Origin of the sequence: Deinococcus multiflagellatus, from assembly GCF_020166415.1 — a bacterium.
In the GTDB taxonomy this organism is placed as follows: Bacteria; Deinococcota; Deinococci; order Deinococcales; family Deinococcaceae; genus Deinococcus; species Deinococcus multiflagellatus.
This window is the reverse complement of record NZ_JAIQXV010000001.1, coordinates 61,412-83,329: the sequence shown is the minus strand read 5'-3', so window position 1 is coordinate 83,329 and position 21,918 is coordinate 61,412. Positions and strand designations below refer to the sequence as shown.

The window sequence follows — 21,918 nt, the reverse complement described above, 5'->3', positions numbered from 1 at the left end:
GTTACACGTCCCGTTCGCCAGGGATCGGCGCCTTCACGCCTGTAATCGCCTGCGCGGCCTGGATGCCGGCCATCACGGCGGCTTCCACGCAGCCGGCGTTCAGGCCCGTTTTCAGCCAGTCGCCGGTCAGCACGAGGTTGCGGTAGCCGGATTCATCGGCGCGCAGGCGGTACTGGCTGCTGCCCACCACGCTCATCACGTAGCGTTCTGAAGGGTCCATGTTCGCGCGCCAGTACTGGGCGTCAAAGCGGGCCTCGCCCTGGGTGTCGTCGGGGGCGCTCAGCAGGTTCCAGTTGAAGTCGCCAGCCGGGCCCACGGCGGGCAGCAGGGCGGTCAGTTGCTGGCGCACCTGATGCAGCGCGCCGGCCTTGGCCTGCTCGGCGCAGTGGACAGGAAAGGCGGTGTCGCTGGGCGGCGGCAGGCCCTCGTCGGGAAACACCGAGCAGAAGTACGAGACGTTTTTGGGTGCCCCGGGCGTGTCCGGCCAGTCCTCGCGGCACAGCAGCTGGTCCATGGGGGCCCAGGTGTCGTAGGGCTCGGTAAAGCCGCTCAGCACCGGCTGCTGGCCGTCTGGCTGGCTGGTCCAGCCCAGCTCGGAGAGGGTCTGGTTAAACCACAGCTGGTAGGCCTGGGTGGGAATGGTCTTCACCTGCTCGGTGGTGGCTTTCAGCGCCTCGCTGCCCGCCACTAGCTCCGGGGCCACCAGCGGCACCGAGGCCACCGACACGCCCAGAATCACCCGGTCAAAGTCCACGCCTTTGCGCAACGTGACTTCGGGCAGCGGTTTGCCGAACGTCTGCTCGTACACCTGCGGCCACGTGCTCCAGTGCGATTCCAGGTTGGCGCCGCTGCCCCGCAGCGCCTGGGCTTCGGCGGGCAGCAACTGGTCCAGATTCGGGGCGCTGGGCCAGCAGGCCAGGCCTTTCACGTACACGAAGGGATCGTAGTGGGCGTCGCCGCTGGCCACGGTGGCCTGCCGGGTCAGGCGGATGGTGCCCACCTCGTCGCCGTCGCGGGTGAGTTCCTCGACCTTGTGGAAGAACTTGAACTTCACCCCGCGCGCCCTGAGCGCCTGATACGCCGGCGAGAAGATGGTGTCGCCCATGCCAGCCTGCATCTTGTACATGATGCTGCCCTTGTAGCTCAGGCCAATTTTCATCATGGCACGCAGCAGGGTGCCGGCCTCGGCGTTGGGGCGGTCGTAGTCGCCGCCGTCGTAGGCGAAGACCAGATCGTAGAAGCCGCGAATCACCGCGCTGTTCACGCTGTAGCGCTCGTTGGCGCCGTGCTTGATCAGCCAGTCGCGCAGATCAATGTCGTTGATGACGTCAAAGCCGCCCTTCAGTACGCCGTCGCGCAGGAAGCCCAGCAGGGTGGTCACGCCCAGGTCCAGGCAGATGTAGGCGCGGCGGATCTCGTCGTCGCGGTCTAATAGCGCGCACAGCAGATGGTCAATCCAGCCCTTGATGCCCTGCAGGGTGTGGGCCAGCACGCCGTGGGCGTCCTCGGCACCGTGCAGGCGCTTAGGCAGCGCCGCCGCCAGCTGACAGGCCCCCTCCACCGAATGCACCACGCTCATGGCCAAGTGCTCCACATCGGCCTGCAGCGCCTTGGCGAGGTGGTGCAGCCAGGAATCGTGCTCGCCTGCTTTCTGCTGCGGGGCGGCCACGGGTTCAGGGAGGTGCAGGTGGCAGATGTCCGCCAGCCACTTCTTGATGTGGGCCAGCAGCGCCTGGGCGGCCTCCCACAGCATGGGGTGCTCATCGCCGTCGCCGGGGGTGCCGGGGCGGTGGGGGAACATCAGCGGCCAGGGGCGCCATGTGTCCTCAATGTGCTCGCTGAGCACGATGTAATCGTGCGGCTTGAAGGCGTCCTGCCATGTCGCCAGCGGCGCGCCGTCTGGGCGCCCCAGTTCGCCGTAGATGCCCTGAATCATGCGAAAGGCGTTTTCGTAAAAGCCGAACCAGATGTGCAGGCCGTGCTCCTCAATGCGCTGACCCGAAGCCGCGTTGCGCCCACTGGCCCCCTTGCCGCCCAGGCGCCAGCCCATCTGGTACAGGGTGATGTCGTACTTCTCCTGCCAGTCCTTTTCCTGCGTCAGGTGGTACGCCGCGCTGATGGCGCCCACGCCGCCGCCCAGAATGGCGATCTTCTCGGGCGCGGTGCGGGCCGGGGGCGTGACCTCCGTGGCCTCGGTGACGGTGAAGTCAAAGCGCACCTCAAAGGGCAGGTGGGCGGGCTGCTCGCCCAGGGCGATGCCCAGCGTCTCCTGCAGGGGAAACGAGGCGACCTCGTGCAGCGTGCAGCTGTACTCCTGCCCGAAGAGCTGCCCCCCATGCACCGCGTTGACCACGGCGGGCGCGGCCACCACGGCTTGATACACCGCCTTGCCCCCCGTGCCGTCCGGGAACTGCTTCAGGAACAGCTGATCGGTGCGCGGTTCGGCCAGCAGCGACAGCAGGTCTTCCCACCCCGCCAGATCGGGAATCAGGAAGTCGGGCAGGTGCATCAACCCTTCAAAGGCCCCCTTGACCAGATCGGCAAAGGAGCGGATGGGGTGGGCGCGGTCCTTCAGGCCGCCCAGCAGGCCGCCGCGCGCGTGGGGCGTGAGCTCCAGCAGCGGGTGCCACGCAATCTTGGTGTCGGGCGAGAACGGCTCGAAGCCCTTCACGCGCAGCCGGAAATCCCCGGCCTCGCCGGCATCGGGCATGTCGTACTGGCAGTCGTACTTGGGGTAGCCGTACAGTTCGCGCCCGTTGATCAGGGCCATGGTGTCGTCCACCCAGATATGCGCCGGGTAGAAATACAGGTGCTGCAGTCGGCCCCGGTCGTCTATCTGGCCCACCGGAATCCAGGTGATGATGTCGGTTTCGGTGATCCAGCCCTTGGCGGCGTCGCTGGGGTGCGCCGAGTGCGCGTGGCCCACCCGGGTAAAGGTGAGCATGACGTATGACGAGAGCACCTTGAAGGTGGCGTGGCCCTGCGCGGCGCGGTTCAGGCCCGCGTCCACGGTGGCCTGCAGTTTCTCGGGGTCCCCTTTCAGGAAAAAGCCGCGCATGTCGGCCCCTTGCAGGGCCAGCGGCGCGTGCATCAGAACAGAGCCCGGGAGGAAAAGGTAATCAGGTCTGGGCATGGGTTCACGTAGTCTTCATGAAAAAGCATGAGGACACAATGGGGGGGCTGACCCACCCACTGCACAAAGCCTGCGCGGCTGGGTTCGGGTCATGATGGGGCCAGTCCATCTGCTGCCCATAGGCCCCCTATGCCCCGGCCCCGTTTTCGTCCTTACCATGTGCGTTTTTCTTGACCAGCGCTGCCCACCACGCCTTCATGTTCTGGCTGGTTCTGAGCCAAATTGACCCACACTGTTTTCCACCTGACAGACCCTGGCGTGAGGTTCCTCACTTTATACTGAGGTCACTCTCTGGGAGGAACGTGTTCGTGAATGTAGATCGCTGGCCCCGCCTTGTTCTGACGGTTCTTGCCCTGCTGCTGGCGTTGCTGGCCGGGCAAGGGCGCGCCGCGCCGGGCACTTCGCTGGTCGTGAAGTCCACCCTGTACCAGGGGACAGCGGCGGGCGCCTTTCCAGGCAGCGGGGCCGCTGTGCCGGCCTGGACGGGCACCCTTAGCCCCGTTCCGCGCGTACGCCTAACCGGCGATGATTCCTGGCTGGTCATGGAACTGCGTAACCCCACCCAGAACACCGAGTGGGTGTTTGCGCCGCAGGGCTCGCTAATTGAGCGGGTGAGTGCCCGGCTGTACCGCGAGGGCCGCCCGGCCCAGAAGATCGAAACTGGCTACCGCAGCGAGCACGCCTACATGCTGCACTACGGGGTGGATATCACCCTGGCCCCCGGCGAACGGGCGTGGCTGGTGGCGCGCTTTAGTAGCCCCTTTTACGCCTCGCAACCCGAATTCGTGGTGGCCAACCGCGCCGACTACCGCCGCACGGTCTCGCGCGAGAATTTCCTGATTCTGGCGGCGCTGGGCGCGCTGATTACCCTATCGGTGTACAACCTGTTCGTGTACGCGGGCACGCGCAACCGCTCGTTTCTGTACTACGCTGCCTACATGCTCACCTACTGCGCCGGGTGGGCCTTTACCTTCCACATTCCGGCCGACGTGTTCGGCCTGCGCGACCTGCGGCTGCACTACGTCTGGTTTTTCCTGCTGCCGGTGTGGAACACGCTGTTTTACCTGCATTTCCTGCAGCTGGACAGCCGCCTGCCGCGCCTGGCCCGCCTGAGCCGGGGCGTGATTGGGCTGTCGCTGGCGCTGCTGCCCACCTCGTTCCTGCTGCTGCCCTACGCCCATGTGCTGGCCACGGGCGTGATCGCGCTGTGGCTGGTGCTGGCGCTGATCTGCGGGGTGCTCAGCTGGCGCCAGGGCTTCGAGCCGGCGCGCTTTTTCGTGCTGGGGCTGCTGGCGCTGTTTGTGCCGGCGGTGATTATCCTGCCCGGGAACGTGGGCCTCACGCCGGACGTGCCCTTTAATTCCGAACTGTTTACCCTGCTGGGCGGCACCCTGGACGGCCTGCTGCTGGCCTTCGCGCTGGCCGACCTGATCCGGCTGCTCAGCCGCCAGAATCAGGCGTCGATTGTGCAGCTGCAGCGCGCCCTGACGCTGGCCCGCACCGACACCCTGACCGGGCTGCACAACCGCTACGCCTTCGAGCAGGCCTTTAACGAACCCGGCGACCGCCTGCTGATCGTGATGGACCTCGACGGCCTGAAGGGGATCAACGACAAGCAGGGCCACCTGAAGGGCGACGAACTGCTGCGCACCTTTGCCCGCCACCTGCAGAGCCTGGAAGACGAGGAAGGCGTGACCACCTACCGCCTGGGCGGCGACGAATACGCCGTGCTGGCCCCGCCCCACCTGGAAAAGCCGCTGGTGATGCGCCTGCGCGAGATTGAGCAGGACATGCAGGCCGAGTACCCCACCTCCGGCGTGAGCTTTGGCGTGGCCCACACCGGGAACGCCCCCAAGATCAGCACCTTCGAGGAGGCGGACCAGCGCATGTACCGGCAGAAGATGTCAAAAAAGGGATCAGCGCGTCCGTCCTTGCTGACCTGAGACGGACGCGCTTCTAGAAACAAGCGCTGGAATGAACATGAACCCGCCACATGCTTCTGCCAGGGTCACAGCCGTTTTTCAGGTGACGGGGCGTGGCGTGGCGCTTGAGCTGGCTGACCTCCAGGGAACCGTCAGGACCGGTGACTGGCTTTCGGGATTTCCGGCACCGCACCGCCACCGCCACAGAGAGGTCGTAGCCGTGGAGTGGGTGGACCGGAACCTGAGCTCAGGAACACCGGAGGCTGCTGTGGCCGTGGTGGTCGCCCACCTCAAAGCCGACCTGCTCGACCGCCTCTGCGGCGTTGAAGTGTTCTTCTCAGCCGACCCCGGCGCTGGGCCCGGCTTGTAATACCCAGAGATCAGGGCGGGCGAGAACTTCCCTCTGCCATCCGATGACCGGCTGTCCTTGGTCTTCCCTACCCCACCACTTTCCGGACGGTGGCCGAGAGCTTCGGTGGGTACATCAGAGCGAACTGGCCGCGCTGGTCGGCCCACACCCGCGCCATATCGCTGTAGCGCATGGCCACGTAGCCCAGCAGCGGATCCATGATGTACACCTGCCCGGAGGCGTCGTTGTAGCCCACCAGCACGCGCCAGTGCGGAATCACCTGCCCGGCCGCCGTGATATGCGACTGCAGCGCAATCACCGGAATACCGCTGCGAATCGCCGCTTTCACGGTGTTCAGGCTGCCACCTGTGTACAGCCGCGCTTCCAGGCCCACCGTGGGCGCAAACTTCACGATGGCCTGCGCGCTCATGTACGAGCGCTCTGAAGGGCGGGTCTGGCGGCTCACCTCGGCCATGTCCATCTTCAGGCCGTAGTAGGCCAGCACCTGGGTCAGGCTGGCCGGGCCGCAGGCGTTGTAGGTCTGGCGCACCAGCGGCATGCCCTGCAACACGTAGCCGGGCGGCGGGGCCGCCTGCGCCGAAGCCAGAACCATTCCACCGAACACCACTGCAAAAGCCGCGCGCATCCGGGCAAAGATCGCACGCGGCCCATCACGGGAACCTTTCAGGGGGGTGTGGGGGGTGGGTTGCAGGGGGTAGAAACAGCTGTTCCCACACCCGGCAGCCCACACCCCTCTTTACACCCTCGTCAGGTCCTTCGGCAGGGGCAGGAACTCGATCTCTGGGTGCTGCTCGGCGGTGTATTCCAGGTCGTAGCGGCTGCGGAACAGCATCACCGGGCGGCCCTGGTCGTCTTCCACATGGCGGGCAAAGCGGGCCACGTTGCTGGGGTCGCCAGCCAGCCAGCGCACCAGCTGGTAACCGGTCACATTCAGTTCCACGTCCACGCTGTATTCCTCCTGCAGACGGGCCTGAAAGACCTCGAACTGCAGCGGGCCCACGGCGCCCAGGTAGGGGTCACGCGCGCCGTCGGTGGGGTAAAAGACCTGCACCACGCCTTCTTCGGCCAGCTGGGTCAGGCCCTTCATAAAGGCCTTGCGCTTGCCCACATCGCGCAGGCTGATCGTGGCAAAGGTTTCGGGGGTAAAGCGGGGAAAGCCGGGCAGGGTCACTTTGCCGTCCACGCTCACCACGTCGCCAATCTGGAACACGCCCGGGTTCACGAGGCCCACGATGTCGCCGGGGTACGCCTCTTCCACCTTCTCGCGGTCCTGGGCGAACAGGGTGTGGGCCTGCGAGAGCCGCAGCTTGCGCCCGGTGCGGGTGTGGGTCACGTCCATACCGCGCTCGAAATGGCCGCTCATGACGCGCATGTAGGCCGTGCGGTCGCGGTGCTGCTTGCTCATGTTGGCCTGCAGCTTGAAGATGAAGCCCGCGAAACCAGCGTCGGGCTGGCGCTCGCCCAGATTGGTTTCCACAGGGCCAGGGGGCGGGGCAAGGTCCACAAAGTTCTGCAGGAAGTGCTCCACGCCGAAGTTGTTCATGGCGCTGCCAAAGAACACCGGGGTCAGCTCGCCGTTCAGGAAGCCGGCCGGGTCGAATTCTGGCATGGCGCCCTGAATGAGTTCCACGTCCTCGCGCAGCTTGGCGGCGAGGTCGGCGCCCACCAGCTCGTCCAGCTGGGGGTCATGCAGACCGGCTGTCTGCACGGGCGCGCGGTGCTTGCCGCCCGAGGTACGCTCGAAGGCCAGCACCTGCGCGGTCTGCAGGTCGTACACGCCCTTGAAGTCCGGGCCGTCGCCAATGGGCCACGTCAGGGGCACGGCGGTGATTTTCAGGGTGCCTTCCACCTGGGCAATCAGCTCAAAGGGGTCCTGGGCGGGGCGGTCCATCTTGTTCACGAAGGTCAGGATGGGAATGCCCCGGTTGCGGCACACGGCGAACAGCTTCTCGGTCTGCGCCTGCACGCCACGCGCGGCGTCCAGCACCATCAGCGCGGAGTCGGCGGCGGTCAGGGTGCGGTAGGTGTCCTCGCTGAAATCCTGGTGGCCCGGGGTGTCCAGCAGGTTGATGTGCCGGCCCCCGTATTCAAAGGTCAGCGCCGAGCTGGAAATCGAGATACCGCGCTGCTGCTCAATGCTCATCCAGTCGGATTTGGTGTGGCTGCGGCCTTCCTTGGCGGTCACGCTGCCCGCTTCCTGAATGGCGCCGCCGTACAGCAGCAGTTTTTCGGTGATGGTGGTTTTCCCGGCGTCCGGGTGCGAGATGATGGCAAAGGTGCGGCGGCGGGCGATTTCGCTGGCAAGCGCCGCCGTGGGCTGTTCGGGCATGGTCATGGGTGCTCCTGCGGGGGCCTGAAGAGGCGCGGCCCGGCTGCGGGTGGGGTGAAAAAAGCGCGGCCTCGACTCGCGCTAGGGGGGCGTGAGGAGTGCCGTCATGCCGCCCATGATAGCGGCCCGGGGCCTGGGGCGCCACGCGGGCGCGGGCCGCAGGGCTGACCGGCCGCACAGTTCCCTTCCCCAATCCCGTACGCTGAAGGGCATGACCCCTGCTTCCCGCGCTGGCCTGAGCGCCGTGCTGGCCACAGCCATTGCCTCCGCTGCCTTTCTGGCCACCGGTTTCGTGGTGGTGCGCGGGCTGGCGGACCTGAAAAACGCCAGCGACGTGATCAACGTGACTGGCAGCGCGCGGCGCTCCATTACCTCGGATCTGGCGGTGTGGACCTTTACCGTGCGCAGTGCCAGCGACAGCAGCCTGCAGAGCGCCTACGCCCAGTTCCGGGCCGCACAGCCCGCGCTGGACGCTTACGTGAAGGCACAGGGCTTTGCCCCCGGCGAACTGCGGCGCGAACCCGTGAGTGCCGGGCCCGAAACCTACAGCGTGATTGAAACCATCGGCGGCGAGAACGAGGAAGTGCAGCGCACGCGCTACGTGGTCAGTCAAGCCTACCGGGTGCAGTCCGGCGAGATTGAGCGGGTGCAGTCGGCGGTGGGTGCGGCGACCTCGGCCTTTGTAGAGGCCAGCACGGGCGGCGTGACGGTGGCCAGCGGCGAGGTCAATTACCTGTACACCAAACTGGCCGACGTGCGCCTCGCCCTGCTGAAAGAAGCCAGCCAGGACGCCCAGCGCCGCGCCCAGGCCATTGCCCAGAGTGCCGGCAACGAGGTGGGCGCCGTGAAAACGGCCCGCATGGGCGTCTTTCAGATCACGCCGCGCTTTGAAACCAGCGTGGAGGACAGTGGCAGCTACGACACCAGCAGCCTGGAAAAGGACGTGACGGCCGTGGTGGAGATTGATTTCGTGGTGCAGTAAGGGTGAGGGGGACCACCTCTTGAGGCCGGAACGCTGAGCCAGAAGGGGCCCGGTGGCCGCCAGCGGCGGTGCTGGGCCTGACACGGTTTCCGAACCATTCCGATAACCACTTAGCACGACAGCCCGCCGCGTGCTAAGTGGTGACCTGTATTATACGGTGAAGTATACAAATACTGTGGTTACTAGAGGTGGAAAGTGACTTTTCTAAATATGGAAGTTAGATCATCAGTTTTTTTGAAAAACGTAAAAGTATTTTACATTTTACTGTGCATATCGATTGGAGTTACTAGCTGCGGCAACAGCAGCAAATACCAAAGTCAGATACGGCCTCTGTTTGCGACCGATCTCTCGAATATTACTTGCAAGAATATGTATAGGGGAGCATTATGCAAAATTACTGGCAGAGGCGAGATTGTATTGGACAGAGAATTCATGAAATCCAAGGGACTTGTAACTATTGTCTACACCTATACTGAAAAGAGTTATTCCCTCTTAAATTTCTGTGAAGTCGAGAGTGATTCTGAAAATATTAAGGTATATGAAATTGATTCTCTTAGGAGAAGGCCCTCAGCTATAAAAATTTTCGTGCATGCCGATCGCGGCTGCTTTTTCGCCAATTCATTTGAAGGCATCTTGTATTAGTCTCATGCTATATGTCCGCATTCAAGTGAGCCTTTATGTTGTGGAATCACCTTCCTTCTCTGGCATAAAAGATTATTGAGTTAGCACCGATAACACAGTTTTAGATAAGACATAAACACTAGATGGCGTTTTGCCATATTTAAATTATGTAATAGATTAAGTTTGGCACCCTGACTACAACTCAACTTCATTCACATCAGAACACCTATGTTTCTGTGTGTGTTGAGTTTCTGCATAAGGAAATGGATCCATGACCACATGAATTATCTACTGACCCACAGGTTATTCAAGCATAACTGCTCAGCACGGGAGCGACCTGCCGTGCTGAGCAATTACCAATTCCGTAACGTGTTCCGGGAGAGTTCCGGCTGGAGGGACTCGCAGAGCGGCGCGGCAGCGAGGGAAAACAGACAGATGTCCGGGCATTGAACGCGGGCGGCTTTCCAGGAGAGGGCCATCGAGCTCTTCGCTGGCTGTGACGGAGATGGACGCCAGCCCGTATGAGGGGCTCCGGCCACAAGGCGGAACAGGACGCCGCTGTGCATGCGCCGCTGAACCTGCGCTGACAGCCCGTGCCTGCCTCAGCCCGGCAGCTGACATGCGGCTGAAAGCCGGCTGCTGTGATGGTGGCGGGACGAAGCCCCCCCGCCCCACAGGAGACCTGACGATGATCCGACAGACCCTTGCCCTGTTGCTGCTTTGTTCCCCGGCCCTGGCCGCCACCCCCGCCTATCTGGATGTGGCGACCAGCCCCAAGGGCAGCACCGCTGCCGACATGTTCCGCGATCTGGGGCAGGTGTGCACGGGCACGTCGTTCCTGCGCCAGCGCCAGACCTCGGGCAGTGTGGAAAACCTGGAACTGCTGCTGAACAATCAGGTGTCGCTGGCCTTTGTGCAGCTGGACGTGCTCAAGGCGCGCGACCAGATTGACCAGGACCCACGCGTGCGCGCCCTGAAAACGCTGCTGCCCCTGAACTTCGACGAGGTGCACCTCATTGCGCGCCCGGCCGTCACCACCACCAACCTGCTGGGCCGGACCAGCGTGCGCGGCATTCAGGCCTTCAGCGACCTGCAGGGGCGCAAACTGGGTGCCTGGGGCGGCAGCGTGATTACCGCCCGGGTGCTGAGTGCCAAGGCCGGCGTGCCCATGACCATTCAGGAGTACCGGGGCCGTGACGAGGCGATGGCCGCCCTGAACGCGGGCCAGGTGGACGCCGTGCTGGCCGTGGCCGGGCAGCCGGCGGACTGGATTAAGGCCCTGAACCCCGCCGCCTACCGCTTGGTGCCGCTGAACATTGCCCCGGCGCGCGTGAACGGCTTTTACCGCCCCGCCACCCTGCGCTACCCCGGCCTGGGCGAGGGCGTGACCACCTACGCCGTGCAGCGCCTGCTGGTCACGCGTGATTTCAAGACGCCAGAGCGGCGCGCCGCTCTGCTGAACTACCAGAAGTGCGCCCTGTCCAAACTGACGCAACTGCAGGAAACGCAGGGCTTTCACCCCAAATGGAGCGACGTCACCTTCAAGGAACAGAACTGGCCCTGGTTTAAGTGAGGCCAGGGGATGGGCCGTGGCGCCGCTGGGCGGTCAGCTGCCCAGCGCCCTACCTGACTGAGGCGGCTTGCCGTTCATTCCCGGAGATTTGTCGTTTTCCCTCTCTGCTGCGCCGCTCTGCAGGTCGCTCCGGTCGGAAGCCGTGTGATACGGGACTCAAGTGATGCCACACACGTCCGAGCCACGCGGTGGCCCCCTCACCCTTCCGTCGCTCCGCTCCTCCTTCCCTCTCCCACCAGGGGAGAGGGCAACACGGCAAGCGATCAGAGGGGAAGCCAGTCCTGTTCAGGCCGTATGAACCTGGCAGAGGCCGCGAACCTCGGTGGCCTGCAGGACACGGGGGCGGCCTGAGGCTGCGCCCCTTTTCGCTTCAGGAAGAGGGGGCCGCAAACGACGCCAGCCCCTCATCCAGGGTGTTCAGCCGCGCCTGAATTAAGGTGGCGGGGTCGCGGTGGTAGCCGCCTGCCATCACCGTGACCAGGGGGGTCTGCGTGCGGGCGGCCCAGCGAAAGACGCGGCGGTCCCGCGCCCGCACCCCCGCGAGGCTCAGGGCAAGGCGGCCCAGCTGATCGCCAGCCAGCACGTCGGCCCCGGCCAGATAGAAGGCAAAATCCGGGTCAAAGGCAGCCACCACGGGCGCCACCTGCTGGTCCAGGGCGGCCAGATACTCGGCGTCCCCGGTGCCGTCGGGCAGGGCCACATCCAGCCCACTGCGCTCCTTGCGAAAAGGGTAATTGTGCTCGGCGTGCACGCTGACCGTCAGTACGCGCGGTTCATTGGCAAAGAGGGCGGCGGTGCCGTTGCCCTGGTGCACGTCCAGGTCCAGCACCAGCACCCGCGCGGCCTGGGCAGTGTCCAGCAGCCAGCGGGCGCTGATCGCCACGTCGTTCAAAAAGGAAAAGCCCTCGGCGTGGTCGGCGTAGGCGTGATGGGTGCCGCCGCCCAGGTTCAGCCCCCACCCCAGGGCCAGGGCGTCGCGCGTGGCGGCCAGGGTGGCGCCGCTGCTGCCCAGGCCACGCGCGGTCACGGCCGGCGTCCAGGGAAAACCCAGGGCGCGCTCCTCGGCGCGGGTCACCTGCCCCTCGCGCCAGCGGCGCAGGTAGGCCGGGTCGTGCACCCGCTCGGCCAGGGCCCAGTCGAGGTCCGGGGCGTCGTGCAGGGGCAGGCGGGCGGCGGCCTGTTCCAGCAGGGTCACCAGAAACTCGCGCGGCAGAAACTGGCGGCGCGGCGCGCTCTGCCCCGCGTAGGCCGCGCGCCGGAACGCGGTGTGGGCCCGGAAGGGGTGCGGCGGGTTCACGCCCCGCAGGGTACAGGGCGGCCGGCTTCTGTCGGCGGGCCCAGCCCCCGGACCCGCAGTGGCTGGCCCACGCCTTGACTGAGGACCCGCTTTTTTCCCGCTGTCCTGGGGCGTCAAAGGGCACGCAGAGTCGTGTCGGCCTGCGCGCGGCCGGTCCCAGAGGGCGTGGGGTCAGCAGCTGGATGACCCCTCTGCAGAGCCTCCGCCTCCCGAGCCAACCCGTGACTGGCCCAGGCGATTCAAGCCAACTGGAGGAGAGAAAGGGCCTTCAACCTGGAGCTGGCAGGCCGCGTCTCTTCCTGCCTGTGGGCGTCACCCAGATCACCCCGGGCGCACTTCGTGACCAGCGGCGCGCAGGGCGGCCTCGGCGCGGGGCAGGTCCGCCGCTGCGACCAGCACGTAATCGGTGTTGTAGGTAGAGAGGGCGAAAATCCCCACGTCCGCGTCGCGCAGGGGGTTCAGCACACTGGCCAGAATGCCGGTCAGGGTGAACTCGAAGGGGCCCACCAGTTTCAGCACCCGCCAGCCGCGCTGGGTGCGGACGCCGTCCGGCACCTGGGCAGCGGCGCACACCACCGACAGTTCATCGGGGGCCGACATCACGCACCAGACCTCGCCCGTGGTGGCCCAGGTGGGCACCGCCGCGCCAGGGAGCAGTTGCGAAACGGCGTATTCGCCGGGCAGGGTCAGCAGGGTCTGAGACACACGGGCAGCATAGGGGGAGCACAGTGCAGGGGGCCCGTGCCCCCCTCCATTCGGCCCCCCCATTCGGCCAGGGGACCGGGCTGGCCGCTCGGAGGGCGCTTTCTCGCGGCGCGCGGCGCACCATAGCAACATGACCTTACTGACTGATCTTTCCAGTGCCCTGGCCGACGCTGTTCAGGCCGCCGCCCCCAGTCTGGTGACCGTGCTGGCCGCCCGCCCCGTCAGTGGAACCGTGGTGGCCTCCGGGCAGGTGCTGACCGTGGCCCACCTGCTGCACACCGACGACGTGACCATACTTGGCGCCGACGGCCAGAGCCGGAGCGCGGTGGTGGCGGGCCGCGACCCCTCCACCGACCTCGCGCTGCTGCGGGTGGAGGGCCTGGACGCCCCGGCCCTGGCCCCAGGCGCCGAGGTGCGGGTGGGCGAATTGTTGCTGGCCGTGGGCCGCCCCAGCAGCGGCCTGCAGGCCACCCTGGGCTTCATGGAACGCCTGCCCCAGCCCGGGGGAGGCTGGCTGCCCACGGGCGCCGCGCCCTTCCGGGGCGTTAGTGGTGGGGCGCTGTTGGGGGCGGGCGGGGGGCTGGCAGGCGTGCTGAACGCGGGCGTCTCGCGCGGCGAACTGCTGGCGGTGCCGGCCCAGCGCGCGCTGGAGGTGGCCGCGCTGCTGGCCAGCACCGGCCGCGTGCCGCGCGGTTACCTGGGGCTGGCCACCCAGCCGGTGCATTTTCCGGGGCCCGAGGAGGCGCCGCGTGAGGGTGCCCCCCCCGCCAGCGGCCCGCAGCGGGGCGGGCGTGGGGGGCCCCGGGGACCCTGGGGCCGGGGCCCGTGGGAGCGCGGCCCGTGGGAACGCGGTTGGGCGCGCCGCGCCGGGCGCCTGGGCCTGACGGTGGTGCAGGTGGAAGCGGGCAGCCCCGGTGAGGCGGCGGGCCTGCGGGTGGGCGACGTGCTGCTGGCCCTGGACGGCGAGGCCATGCGCCACCCGCGCGAACTGCTGGGCCGGGTACGGGGCCGCGCGGGCCAGCCGGTCACCCTGAGGGTGCTGCGCGCCGGCGAGGAACAGGACGTGACCGTGACGGTGGGAGAACGCTGATCAAAGCGCCGCGTGACCTGAGGGGGGCCGCCCCTGTCCCCCCCAGGTCGCCCCAGCCACCTGCGCGCCAGGCGGGCGGGCTACCATCGGGCATGACACCGCTCGGGGTGCTCGGCCTGCCCACCGTGGGGGTGGCCCTGGAATCGGCCGTGCTGGCGGCGGGCGTGCAGGCCATTCTGGCGGGCGCCGGCCTGCACCCGCCGGCTGGCGACGAAGGCCCCGACGTGCTGATCGTGGATGACCGCTGGCTGCCCGACGCCGCTGCGCTGGCCGGGCAGGCGGTGGTGGCGCTGGGCTCGCGCGCGTGGGCGGGCACGCTGCACGAGGTGCTGAGCGGCGGCTGGGCGGCCCTGCCCCTGGACGCCACGCCGGGCGAACTGGTGGCGGGCGTGCTGGGCGCGGCGGCGGGGCTGGTGGTGGCGCCGCCCGGCACCCTGCACCCGGAAGCGGCAGACGACGACCCCCTGCCCGCCGACGTCACCCTGACCCCGCGCGAACACGACGTGCTGGCCCTGCTGGCCGAGGGCTACAGCAACAAGCGCGCCGCCCGCGAACTGGGGGTCAGCGAGAGCACCGTGAAGTTCCATGTGCAGGCAGTTTTTGGCAAGCTGGGCGTGCAAAGCCGCGCCGGGGCGGTGGCCCGGGGCGTGGCGCTGGGGCTGCTCAGCGTGTAGGGGGCGCCGGGTGAAACAAAGCGTGCAGGTCCAGGGCGTCCGGCGGCGTGGGGCGGGCGATCAGATACCCCTGGATCAGGTCACAGCCCCAGGCTTGCAGTTCGTGCAGCTGCTCGGCGGTTTCGACCCCCTCGGCCACCACTTTCAGGCCCGCTTCGTGGGCAAAGGTGATCAGCGCGCGCACGATGGGCCGTGAAGAGCGCCCCCCCGGTGTTTCACCCTGGTCCTGAATCAGCGAGCGGTCCATCTTGAGCCACTGCGCGGGCAGGCGGTGCAGCCGGCTGATGCTGGAATAGCCGGTGCCAAAATCGTCCAGCGCGAGGTTCAGCCCGGTGCCACTCATGGCCGCCTCGTGGGGGGTGCCGGCCTCGTCCATCACAGCGCCTTCCGTGACTTCCAGAATCAGGGCCTCCTGGCTCAGGCCATATTCGGCCAGCAGGGCGCACACGCCAGCGGCAAAGCCCGGCTGGGCAAACTGGCGCGGGGCCACGTTCACGCTCAGGCACAACTCCGGCCACGCCGCGCGCCACTCGCGCAGCTGGCGGCAGGCCTCGCGCAGCACCCACTCGCCTAGGCGCACGATCAGGTCGCTGGCCTCGGCCACCGGAATGAAGCGCCCCGGCGGCAGCAACCCCAGAGCCGGGTGCTGCCAGCGCACCAGGGCTTCGAGCGCCACCAGCCGCAGCGACCCCGCCTCCACGATGGGCTGGTAGTGCAGCCGCAGTTCATCCCGGTCAATGCCCACGCGCAGGGCCTGTTCCAGTTCCAGCCGCTCCAGAGCCGCCGCACCCAGATCCGCCTGAAAGCGGCGCACCGCGTGGCGCTCGCGCTTGGCGAGGTACATGGCGAGGTCGGCGTTTTTCTGCAGGGTGGTCACGTCGGTGCCGTCTTCGGGCGACAGGGCCACCCCAATGGACGCCGTGACCGTCAGTTCGCGCCCAGCCAGCACCATGGGCTGACTGAGGGCCGCCAGAATGCGCCCGGCGGCCGACTCGGCTTCCTCGTGGGCCCGCACCCGGCGCAGCAGCACGGTGAATTCGTCGCCGCCCTGCCGCGCCACCAGATCGCCCTCGCGCACGGAGCGCCGCAGCCGCTCGGCCACCTGAATGAGCAGCTGGTCGCCCACCGCGTGCCCCAGGGTGTCGTTCACCTGCTTGAAGTGGTCCAGGTCAATGAACAGCACGCCCAGCGGCTGACCGCCCTGCACCGCTTCCTGCAGGTGACTTTCAAAGGCCGCGCGGTTCAGCAGCCCGGTCAGCGCGTCGTGCTGGGCCTGGTAGGCCAGCCGCTCCTGGGCCTGCTGCAGCGCGGCATTGGCGCTGGACAGTTCCTGGTTGCGCAGTTGTTCCTGTGCGGCGCGGTGTTCCAGGCGCTCCACCTTCAGCTGCGTGGCCAGCACCTGGGTGCGGCGGCTGAGCACATCGGCCATCAGGGCCTGCTCGGCAGTGGCGGCGCGGCGGGCGTGGTGCAGGGCCTCGCGGTACAGGCCCTGGGCTTCAAGGACCCCAGACAGGTGCAGGTTGGCCTCGGCCTGCCGTAGGGTCAGCCGCAACTCGTCGGCCAGGGCCAGGGCCCGTTCCAGCACCGCCCGCGCGCTGTCCAGTTCGCCCCGGCGCGCCAGCACGCGGCCCTGGGTGACCAGCACGTCACACAGATTCTCGCGGTCCCCCAGTTCATCAGAGCCCCGCGTGGCGGCCTCGGCGTGGGTCATGGCCTCGTCCAGGCGGCCCAGGGCCAGCAGATTGGCGGCCATGTTGGCCAGCAGCAGAAACTCGTGCTGCCGGTACCCCGCCTCGCGGGCGCGGGCCAGGGTGGCTTCGTTGAGGGCCAGGGCCTCCTCAAAGCGCCCCAGTTCGTGGTAATCCAGCGCCGCGTTGATAGAGGCGCTAGAGATCAGGATGGGGTGGTCAATCTGCCGGGCCAAGTGCAGGGCCTCAAGGTGGTAGGGCAGCGCCGTGGCGTAATCGCGCAGGTCCAGGTACAGGTTGCCAATGTTGTTCAGCGTGCGCCCCTGCCCCACCCGGTCGCCAATGCCCTGCACCATCTGCAGGCAGCGCAGGTGGTATTCCAGGGCCTCGCCCAGTTGCCCGGTTTTCACCAGGGTGATCGCCAGCCCGTTGAGGTTGCGCGCCTCAATGGCGGTCAGGCCCAGCCGGGCCGCCAGCGCCGCACTCTCCTGAAAGGCCGCGCAGGCTTCGGCGTAGTTGGCGAGGTAAAAGTGGCCGTAGCCAATCAGCATGCGCGCGCGGGCCACGCCGGCTTCATAGCCGCTGCGCTCGGCCAGGGTCAGGGCCTGGGCCGCCAGGTCCTGGGCCCGCTGCATGGAGAGCATCAGCACAGCGTCGGCCTCATCGTTCAGGCGGTCCACCTCCAGGCACGCCGCAGGCCCAGGGCGGAAAGAAGACGTCTGCAGCGACATTGACCTTCACCTCCGGAGGAGACCCTTCTGCACACCGCGTATGGATGGGTCTGAGAGGCTGAAGATAGGGGGCACCCTCTCACAGAGTTCTGAATCTAAGGGGATGAATGGCCTGCGCGCGCCCGTTTAGAGCAGCGGCTCGGCGGCTGTGTCCAGCAGCAGCCTGGGCACGAATTTCAGGCCGTCGGCGGCCACCAGATGCGCGGGAATGCCGCCCACATGGCGCATGACCCGTTCGGGGGGCACGCCGTGCAGGTGGCCGTACACGATCAGTTCGGGCTGCGCCGCCTCAATCACCCGGGTCAGCGGGTTGGGCAGGTAGGGCGGCGTGGCGGGCGGGTAGTGCAGCATCAGCAGCAGGTGGTCGCCGGGCTGGCGCAGGGCCTGGGCGGCCTTCACACTCAGGGTCAGGCGCTCGGCCTCGCGCTCCAGCAGCCGCACGTCATCGGCGGGCAAGGGCTCGTGGCCGGGGGTCAGCCAGCCGCGCGTGCCGCACACCACCACGTTGCCCACGCGCACGGCGTCGTTCACCACGGCCAGCATGCCCGGGGGCAGGGCGGCGCGCAGCTTGCTGGCCGTGGGCCACCAGTAATCGTGGTTGCCGCGCAGCAGCACCTTGGTGCCCGGCAGCGCCGCCACGGGCGCGAGGTCCTGCATCGCTTCGGGCAGCCGCATGGCCCACGACAGGTCGCCCGGCAGCAGCACCAGATCCTGTGGGCGCACCACCTCGCGCCAGTGGTCAAAAATCGCCTGCGGATGCCCGGCCCACTGCGGCCCAAACACCGTCATGGGTTTGGGTGTCACAAAGGCCAGGTGCAGGTCGGCAATGGCGTATACGCGCATACAGGGGCTCCGGTACAGAAAAACCCTCCCGCGCTGGGGAGGGCCGTGGTCCTAAGCTGGTCGGGGCGAGAGGATTCGAACCTCCGACCCCTTCGTCCCGAACGAAGTGCGCTACCAGGCTGCGCTACGCCCCGAAAGTCCGACCAACACCCGCGCCGCAGGCGGCAGGGCAGGGGGTAGTCTACGCGCGCCCTGGGGGGGTGTCAAGCAAAGGGTGGAGGGCGGGGAGCAGATGGCAGATGGCTCAGAGGCAGGATGCAGGGGGCTTACCGCCGATGCAGGACGACGCTGATCTCAAAGCGGTTTGGGGAGAGCGCGCGGGTGCTTTTTCATCGCCGTCGCCCCACCTTTCCTCTTGTTCGCGCTGTGTTGCAGCTTCTGCGAGGCCGCTCACCCCTTGCCTTCGCTCACCTAGTGCATGACCACAGGCATGAGGGGCGTTAACATGAGGAATGGGACGCATCAAGCAGTGGGTCGTGCAGCTGAGCGAGGACGAGCGGCAACAGTTGACCGACATGACCCGAAAAGGCGTGCACAGTGCGCGGGTTATGACCCGCGCACGATTGCTCTTGCTGAGCGATCAGGGGTTCCTAGATCGTGAAGTCGCTCAGCGACAGGGCGTCAGGCCTGCCACCGTCGCGTCCATCCGCAAGAAATACGTTGAAGGCGGCCTCCAGGCCGCCCTGTACGAGAAAGCAAGACCCAAACAACCCCCGAAACTGGACGCCCAGCAGACGGCCATCCTGATCGCCGAGGTGTGCTCAAAACCGGAGGGACGCGAGACGTGGACCATGCAGCTTCTCGCCGACCGCCTCGTGACACTGGGCGTCGTAGACCGCATCAGTGACGAAACCGTGCGGCGCACGCTGAAAAAAACGCGCTCAAACCGTGGCAGGTTCAGAGTGGGTGTGTCGCCCAGGTAGGCGCCGACTTTGTCTGGCGCATGGAAGCTGTCCTGGATACTTATGCTCAGCCATATGACGCTGATCGGCCGGTGATCTGCTTCGACGAAAAGTCCTACCAGCTGCTCGACCATGTGCGCGATCCATTGCCACCCGTGCCGGGGACCCCGGCACGGGTTGATCATGAATACAAGCGCTGTGGCACGGTGAATTTCTTCGTGGCGTTCGAACCGCTGACAGGTCAACGTACGGTGACGGTCACTGACCGCAGGGGGAACGCCGACTTCGCGGCGCAGCTCCAGGCACTGGAGCTGCGCTATCCAAACGCTGCACAGATCCGTCTGGTGCTCGATCAACTCTCGACCCATACGCCGGCGGCGCTGTATCAGCACCTGCCAGCGGAAGAAGCGCGCCGCCTGACCCGACGATTCGAGTGGATCTACACGCCCAAACACGCCAGTTGGCTCAACATGGCCGAACTCGAGTGGTCGGCGCTGCAGCGACAGTGTCTGGGCCAACGCCTGCCCAGCAAAGAAGCCGTGGCGCGTGAACTGCACGCGTGGGAAACCGACCGCAACGCCCGGTCGATCAAGGTCGACTGGCAGTTCTCGACGACTTCAGCGCGACAAAAGCTCCGGCGGCATTACCCCACTCAAGAATAGCTATTCTCATGCTTGTGGTCATGCACTAGAGCGATTGACCAAAGAACCCCCTCACCCCTCGCTGCGCGAGGCCCTCTCTGCGGCGCAGCTCTGCGAGTCCCACGAGGGGCGAGGGTCGAGAACCAACATCATCTTCATGTCAACTGCTCTAAGTTCCGTACGACATTGGGAAAATCCTGTTTTGGCGGTCCTGTTGAGTGAAGGTCCGGGCACTTGAGGCGGCCGGCGGGAGACCATGCTCAGAGCGATGCCCTTTTTCTGGCAGGTCTGCGCCGCGACCGAAGAGGACTCAGGGAGCGACGCAGGAAAGACATGGGCAGCGCATTCCAGCAAGCTTTACTCTCCTGCCAATGCCCACCACCGCGCCGTGCCCGGACGGCTGGCCGACTTCCCTCTTCCAGATCTTCAGCCCTCGTCCTCTTCCCCGTTCCACTCGGGCTCCTCGCCCTGATTGGCCACGAAGGCGCGGATAGCGGGCCAGATCACGCTGCCGGGATACCCGCGCCGGGCCAGAAAGGCAAAGGCGCTGGCCTGGGGGTCGCGCTTCCGGGCAAACGAGGACCAGCGGCGCTCCAGCAGGGCCGCCACTTCCTCGGCTTCACGCGCAGAGTCGCGGGTCTGCAGGGTGTCCTGAATCAGGTCGTCGTCCAGGCCCCGGCGCTTGAGGGTCTGGCGCACCCGCATGGCGCCCACGCCCCGGCGGGTGTTCTCGGCGCGGGCCACCTGGGTGTCGTCCTGGTAGCCCAGTTCCTGCACCCGGGCCAGCACCAGGGCGACCAGTTCGGGGTCGTCGCTGCGTTTCTCCAGGCGGGCGCGCAGTTCCTGGGCGCTCAGGGCGCGCTGGCCCAGGGCGCGAAAGGCGTAGGCCAGCAGGGCGTCGCGCTGCTCTTCGGGGGTGGAGGGGCGGCGGGGGGCGCGCGGCGCGGCGTCGTCGCCCTCTGTGCCGGGTGCCGGCGCCCGGCGCCCCTGTGCCCTGCGGTATCGGCCCGTCATGTGCTGCAGTATGCCGCTTGCCCCTCCAGCCAAAGGCAGGTATAGTCACGAGGTTGCCCACTGCCTGCTTGGGGTGGGTGGCCCGGCCAGCAGCCCCGCTGCCCCGGCGCGCCGAAGCCGCCCCTGCTTTACGGGGCCCCTCGGACGCTCGCGTTCCCGCCTGCGGGCAGGAACCGCCCCGCACCGCCAGACCGGCGGCGGGAGAACAAGGAGAATCCACATGGCCCTGCGTCACAAGTCCGCCCAGAAACGTCACCGCCAGAGCCTCAAGCGCCGCCTGCTGAACCGCAGCCGCAAGAGCACCATCAAGACCTTCACCAAAAAGGCCGTGGCCGCCGCCCAGACCGGCGCCGAGGACCTGGCCACGCTGCAGAGCCGCGCCGAGAGCCTGATTGACAAGGCCGCCAAGGGCAGCACCCTGCACAAGAACGCCGCCGCCCGCAAGAAGAGCCGTCTGGCCAAGGCGATCAACCGCGCCAAGGCCGCGCAGCAGGGCTAAGGAAAGCAGGAAGGAGCGCGCGCTGGGGTCTAGGCCCCAGCGCGCGCTTTTAACAGCGGACAGGTGCAGCATTCTGCAGAGGACAGCCCGACAAACACGCTGTTTTCCCGCCCCTTGTGGGGAACTCGCAGAGCTGCGGGGCAGCGGTCGGAGCTTGAAAAGCGGCGCAGTAGATGGGCGTAAGCGTCCCAGACGACGTTTCTCCCGTGGGCTCCTCGATGGTTGAACACTGTCCGCACTGCTGGTTCAAGGGCGTGGCGAACCTTTCTCGCTGGCCGGCAAAGCCTGCCCACACCACCACTTCCAGAAAACAGCGCCCCCGCCGAACCCGGCTGGGGGCGCTTCACCACTGGGCTCGCGCTTACTTCACCACCGCGCGGATGGCGCAGCGGCCCTCGCTGCCAGCCTTCACCACGGGCAGCTGCCAGCGCACATTGGTGTACTCGCTGGGCTTGACCTCCACCTGACGCTGCACCTGCCGGCCGTTTTCGGTCACGGTCACGGTCTTTTTCAGCGGGGCCAGGCCGAAGGTCTTGCCGCCGTCGGCGCTGAACAGGGTGGTCACGCCGCTCACGGTGCACGCGGCGCTGCGGAAGGTGGTGGCGGGGTCCACCTTCATGTCCAGCTTCATGTTGCGCAGGTCGCTTTTGCTCACGCTCTGCCACGTGTGGGCCATGTCCAGCAGGGTGCCGGGGACCACGGCCACCTTGCTGGCATCGGTCAGGGTTTCCACCGTCTTGCCGTTTTGCGTGGTCTGCGTCACCACCGAGGTGGTCGAGGTGAGTTTCACGGGCGAGGGCACACCCTGGGCCACGGCCAGCGACAGGCCGCTGAGCAGCGCCACCGCAGAAAGGACGTTCTGTTTCATGATGCAACCTCCAAAGGCAGGAACTGGGCCCATTGC

17 protein-coding genes and 1 tRNA gene are annotated in these 21,918 nt (G+C 66.8%); 8 read left to right on the top strand and 10 right to left on the bottom strand.

Annotated features, from left to right (window positions below):
• Position 1: 1 nt before the first annotated feature.
• Positions 2-3,091, bottom strand: a complete 3,090-nt coding sequence (locus K7W41_RS00385) for an NAD(P)-binding protein (protein WP_224603596.1) — start codon at positions 3,089-3,091, stop codon at positions 2-4.
• Between the two features lie 350 nt (positions 3,092-3,441).
• On the opposite strand from K7W41_RS00385, the gene K7W41_RS00380 reads away from it, so the two are divergent.
• Positions 3,442-5,076 carry a GGDEF domain-containing protein gene (locus K7W41_RS00380; protein ID WP_224603593.1) on the top strand — a complete coding sequence of 545 codons (1,635 nt, stop codon included), beginning with the start codon at positions 3,442-3,444 and terminating at the stop codon, positions 5,074-5,076.
• Between the two features lie 97 nt (positions 5,077-5,173).
• On the top strand, positions 5,174-5,425 hold the full coding sequence (locus tag K7W41_RS00375; RefSeq protein ID WP_224603592.1) for a hypothetical protein: 252 nt from the start codon (positions 5,174-5,176) through the stop codon (positions 5,423-5,425).
• A 67-nt stretch (positions 5,426-5,492) separates the two neighbouring features.
• On the opposite strand, the gene K7W41_RS00370 is transcribed toward K7W41_RS00375, so the two are convergent.
• Positions 5,493-6,017, bottom strand: coding sequence for a C39 family peptidase (locus tag K7W41_RS00370; protein WP_224603589.1), 525 nt, complete (start codon positions 6,015-6,017; stop codon positions 5,493-5,495).
• Between the two features lie 144 nt (positions 6,018-6,161).
• Positions 6,162-7,754 (bottom strand): peptide chain release factor 3, encoded by a 1,593-nt coding sequence (locus K7W41_RS00365; protein WP_221088904.1) that lies wholly within the window; start codon positions 7,752-7,754, stop codon positions 6,162-6,164.
• Positions 7,755-7,965: 211 nt separating this feature from the next.
• Here K7W41_RS00365 and K7W41_RS00360 point away from each other — a divergent pair, with 211 nt between their 5' ends.
• Together K7W41_RS00360 and K7W41_RS00355 are read left to right on the top strand one after the other, a co-directional pair.
• Entirely contained in the window at positions 7,966-8,736 is a 771-nt protein-coding gene (locus K7W41_RS00360) for an SIMPL domain-containing protein (RefSeq protein ID WP_224603587.1), read from the top strand.
• 1,309 nt (positions 8,737-10,045) lie between these two features.
• A complete protein-coding gene (locus tag K7W41_RS00355) occupies positions 10,046-10,930 on the top strand; it encodes a TAXI family TRAP transporter solute-binding subunit (protein ID WP_224603585.1) in 885 nt (294 codons plus the stop codon).
• A 370-nt stretch (positions 10,931-11,300) separates the two neighbouring features.
• Here the strand turns inward: K7W41_RS00355 and K7W41_RS00350 are convergent, their stop codons facing one another.
• Entirely contained in the window at positions 11,301-12,227 is a 927-nt protein-coding gene (locus K7W41_RS00350) for a histone deacetylase family protein (protein ID WP_224603583.1), read from the bottom strand.
• 321 nt (positions 12,228-12,548) lie between these two features.
• Positions 12,549-12,932 carry an ACT domain-containing protein gene (locus tag K7W41_RS00345; RefSeq protein WP_224603581.1) on the bottom strand — a complete coding sequence of 128 codons (384 nt, stop codon included), beginning with the start codon at positions 12,930-12,932 and terminating at the stop codon, positions 12,549-12,551.
• Positions 12,933-13,062: 130 nt separating this feature from the next.
• Here K7W41_RS00345 and K7W41_RS23430 point away from each other — a divergent pair, with 130 nt between their 5' ends.
• Positions 13,063-14,022 (top strand): S1C family serine protease, encoded by a 960-nt coding sequence (locus K7W41_RS23430; protein WP_263489431.1) that lies wholly within the window; start codon positions 13,063-13,065, stop codon positions 14,020-14,022.
• A 92-nt stretch (positions 14,023-14,114) separates the two neighbouring features.
• Positions 14,115-14,696 carry a helix-turn-helix transcriptional regulator gene (locus tag K7W41_RS23425; RefSeq protein WP_263489430.1) on the top strand — a complete coding sequence of 194 codons (582 nt, stop codon included), beginning with the start codon at positions 14,115-14,117 and terminating at the stop codon, positions 14,694-14,696.
• Here K7W41_RS23425 and K7W41_RS00320 read toward each other — a convergent pair.
• From K7W41_RS00320 to K7W41_RS00310, 3 genes are all read right to left on the bottom strand, one after another.
• Positions 14,686-17,115: an EAL domain-containing protein gene (locus K7W41_RS00320; RefSeq protein ID WP_224603579.1), complete on the bottom strand. Its 2,430-nt coding sequence runs from the start codon at positions 17,113-17,115 to the stop codon at positions 14,686-14,688. The two genes, K7W41_RS23425 and K7W41_RS00320, sit on opposite strands and share 11 nt — an antisense overlap.
• Positions 17,116-17,241: 126 nt before the next feature.
• Positions 17,242-17,958 (bottom strand): metallophosphoesterase, encoded by a 717-nt coding sequence (locus K7W41_RS00315; protein WP_224603576.1) that lies wholly within the window; start codon positions 17,956-17,958, stop codon positions 17,242-17,244.
• Positions 17,959-18,015: 57 nt separating this feature from the next.
• Positions 18,016-18,092: transfer RNA gene (locus K7W41_RS00310), tRNA-Pro, on the bottom strand.
• A 318-nt stretch (positions 18,093-18,410) separates the two neighbouring features.
• Between K7W41_RS00310 and K7W41_RS00305 the strand changes: the two genes are divergently transcribed.
• Positions 18,411-19,522, top strand: a protein-coding gene (locus tag K7W41_RS00305; RefSeq protein ID WP_224603574.1) for an IS630 family transposase whose coding sequence is annotated in 2 segments (ribosomal slippage) — positions 18,411-18,825 and positions 18,825-19,522 — 1,113 coding nt in all. Because the reading frame shifts where the segments join, the coding sequence is not laid out codon by codon here.
• Between the two features lie 405 nt (positions 19,523-19,927).
• Here K7W41_RS00305 and K7W41_RS00300 read toward each other — a convergent pair.
• The gene (locus tag K7W41_RS00300) at positions 19,928-20,515 is read right to left on the bottom strand and encodes a regulatory protein RecX (RefSeq protein WP_224603571.1); all 588 of its coding nucleotides are present in this window, start codon (positions 20,513-20,515) and stop codon (positions 19,928-19,930) included.
• Positions 20,516-20,735: 220 nt separating this feature from the next.
• Here K7W41_RS00300 and rpsT point away from each other — a divergent pair, with 220 nt between their 5' ends.
• Complete coding sequence (gene rpsT / locus K7W41_RS00295) at positions 20,736-21,014, top strand: 30S ribosomal protein S20 (protein WP_224603569.1); 279 nt, start codon at positions 20,736-20,738, stop codon at positions 21,012-21,014.
• 361 nt (positions 21,015-21,375) lie between these two features.
• Here rpsT and K7W41_RS00290 read toward each other — a convergent pair whose 3' ends face one another.
• Entirely contained in the window at positions 21,376-21,882 is a 507-nt protein-coding gene (locus K7W41_RS00290; protein ID WP_224603567.1) for a hypothetical protein, read from the bottom strand.
• Positions 21,883-21,918: the final 36 nt, after the last annotated feature.

Excerpts from the sequence above, each read along its gene's own strand:
- K7W41_RS23425 (WP_263489430.1), top strand. The coding sequence starts at position 14,115 with ATGACACCGCTCGGGGTGCTCGGCCTGCCCACCGTGGGGGTGGCCCTG.
- K7W41_RS00300 (WP_224603571.1), bottom strand. The coding sequence starts at position 20,515 with ATGACGGGCCGATACCGCAGGGCACAGGGGCGCCGGGCGCCGGCACCC.
- K7W41_RS00370 (WP_224603589.1), bottom strand. The coding sequence starts at position 6,017 with ATGGTTCTGGCTTCGGCGCAGGCGGCCCCGCCGCCCGGCTACGTGTTG.
- K7W41_RS00290 (WP_224603567.1), bottom strand. The coding sequence starts at position 21,882 with ATGAAACAGAACGTCCTTTCTGCGGTGGCGCTGCTCAGCGGCCTGTCG.
- K7W41_RS00355 (WP_224603585.1), top strand. The coding sequence starts at position 10,046 with ATGATCCGACAGACCCTTGCCCTGTTGCTGCTTTGTTCCCCGGCCCTG.
- rpsT (WP_224603569.1), top strand. The coding sequence starts at position 20,736 with ATGGCCCTGCGTCACAAGTCCGCCCAGAAACGTCACCGCCAGAGCCTC.
- K7W41_RS00385 (WP_224603596.1), bottom strand. The coding sequence starts at position 3,091 with ATGCACGCGCCGCTGGCCCTGCAAGGGGCCGACATGCGCGGCTTTTTC.
- K7W41_RS00320 (WP_224603579.1), bottom strand. The coding sequence starts at position 17,115 with ATGTCGCTGCAGACGTCTTCTTTCCGCCCTGGGCCTGCGGCGTGCCTG.
- K7W41_RS23430 (WP_263489431.1), top strand. The coding sequence starts at position 13,063 with ATGACCTTACTGACTGATCTTTCCAGTGCCCTGGCCGACGCTGTTCAG.
- K7W41_RS00315 (WP_224603576.1), bottom strand. The coding sequence starts at position 17,958 with ATGCGCGTATACGCCATTGCCGACCTGCACCTGGCCTTTGTGACACCC.
- K7W41_RS00365 (WP_221088904.1), bottom strand. The coding sequence starts at position 7,754 with ATGCCCGAACAGCCCACGGCGGCGCTTGCCAGCGAAATCGCCCGCCGC.
- K7W41_RS00360 (WP_224603587.1), top strand. The coding sequence starts at position 7,966 with ATGACCCCTGCTTCCCGCGCTGGCCTGAGCGCCGTGCTGGCCACAGCC.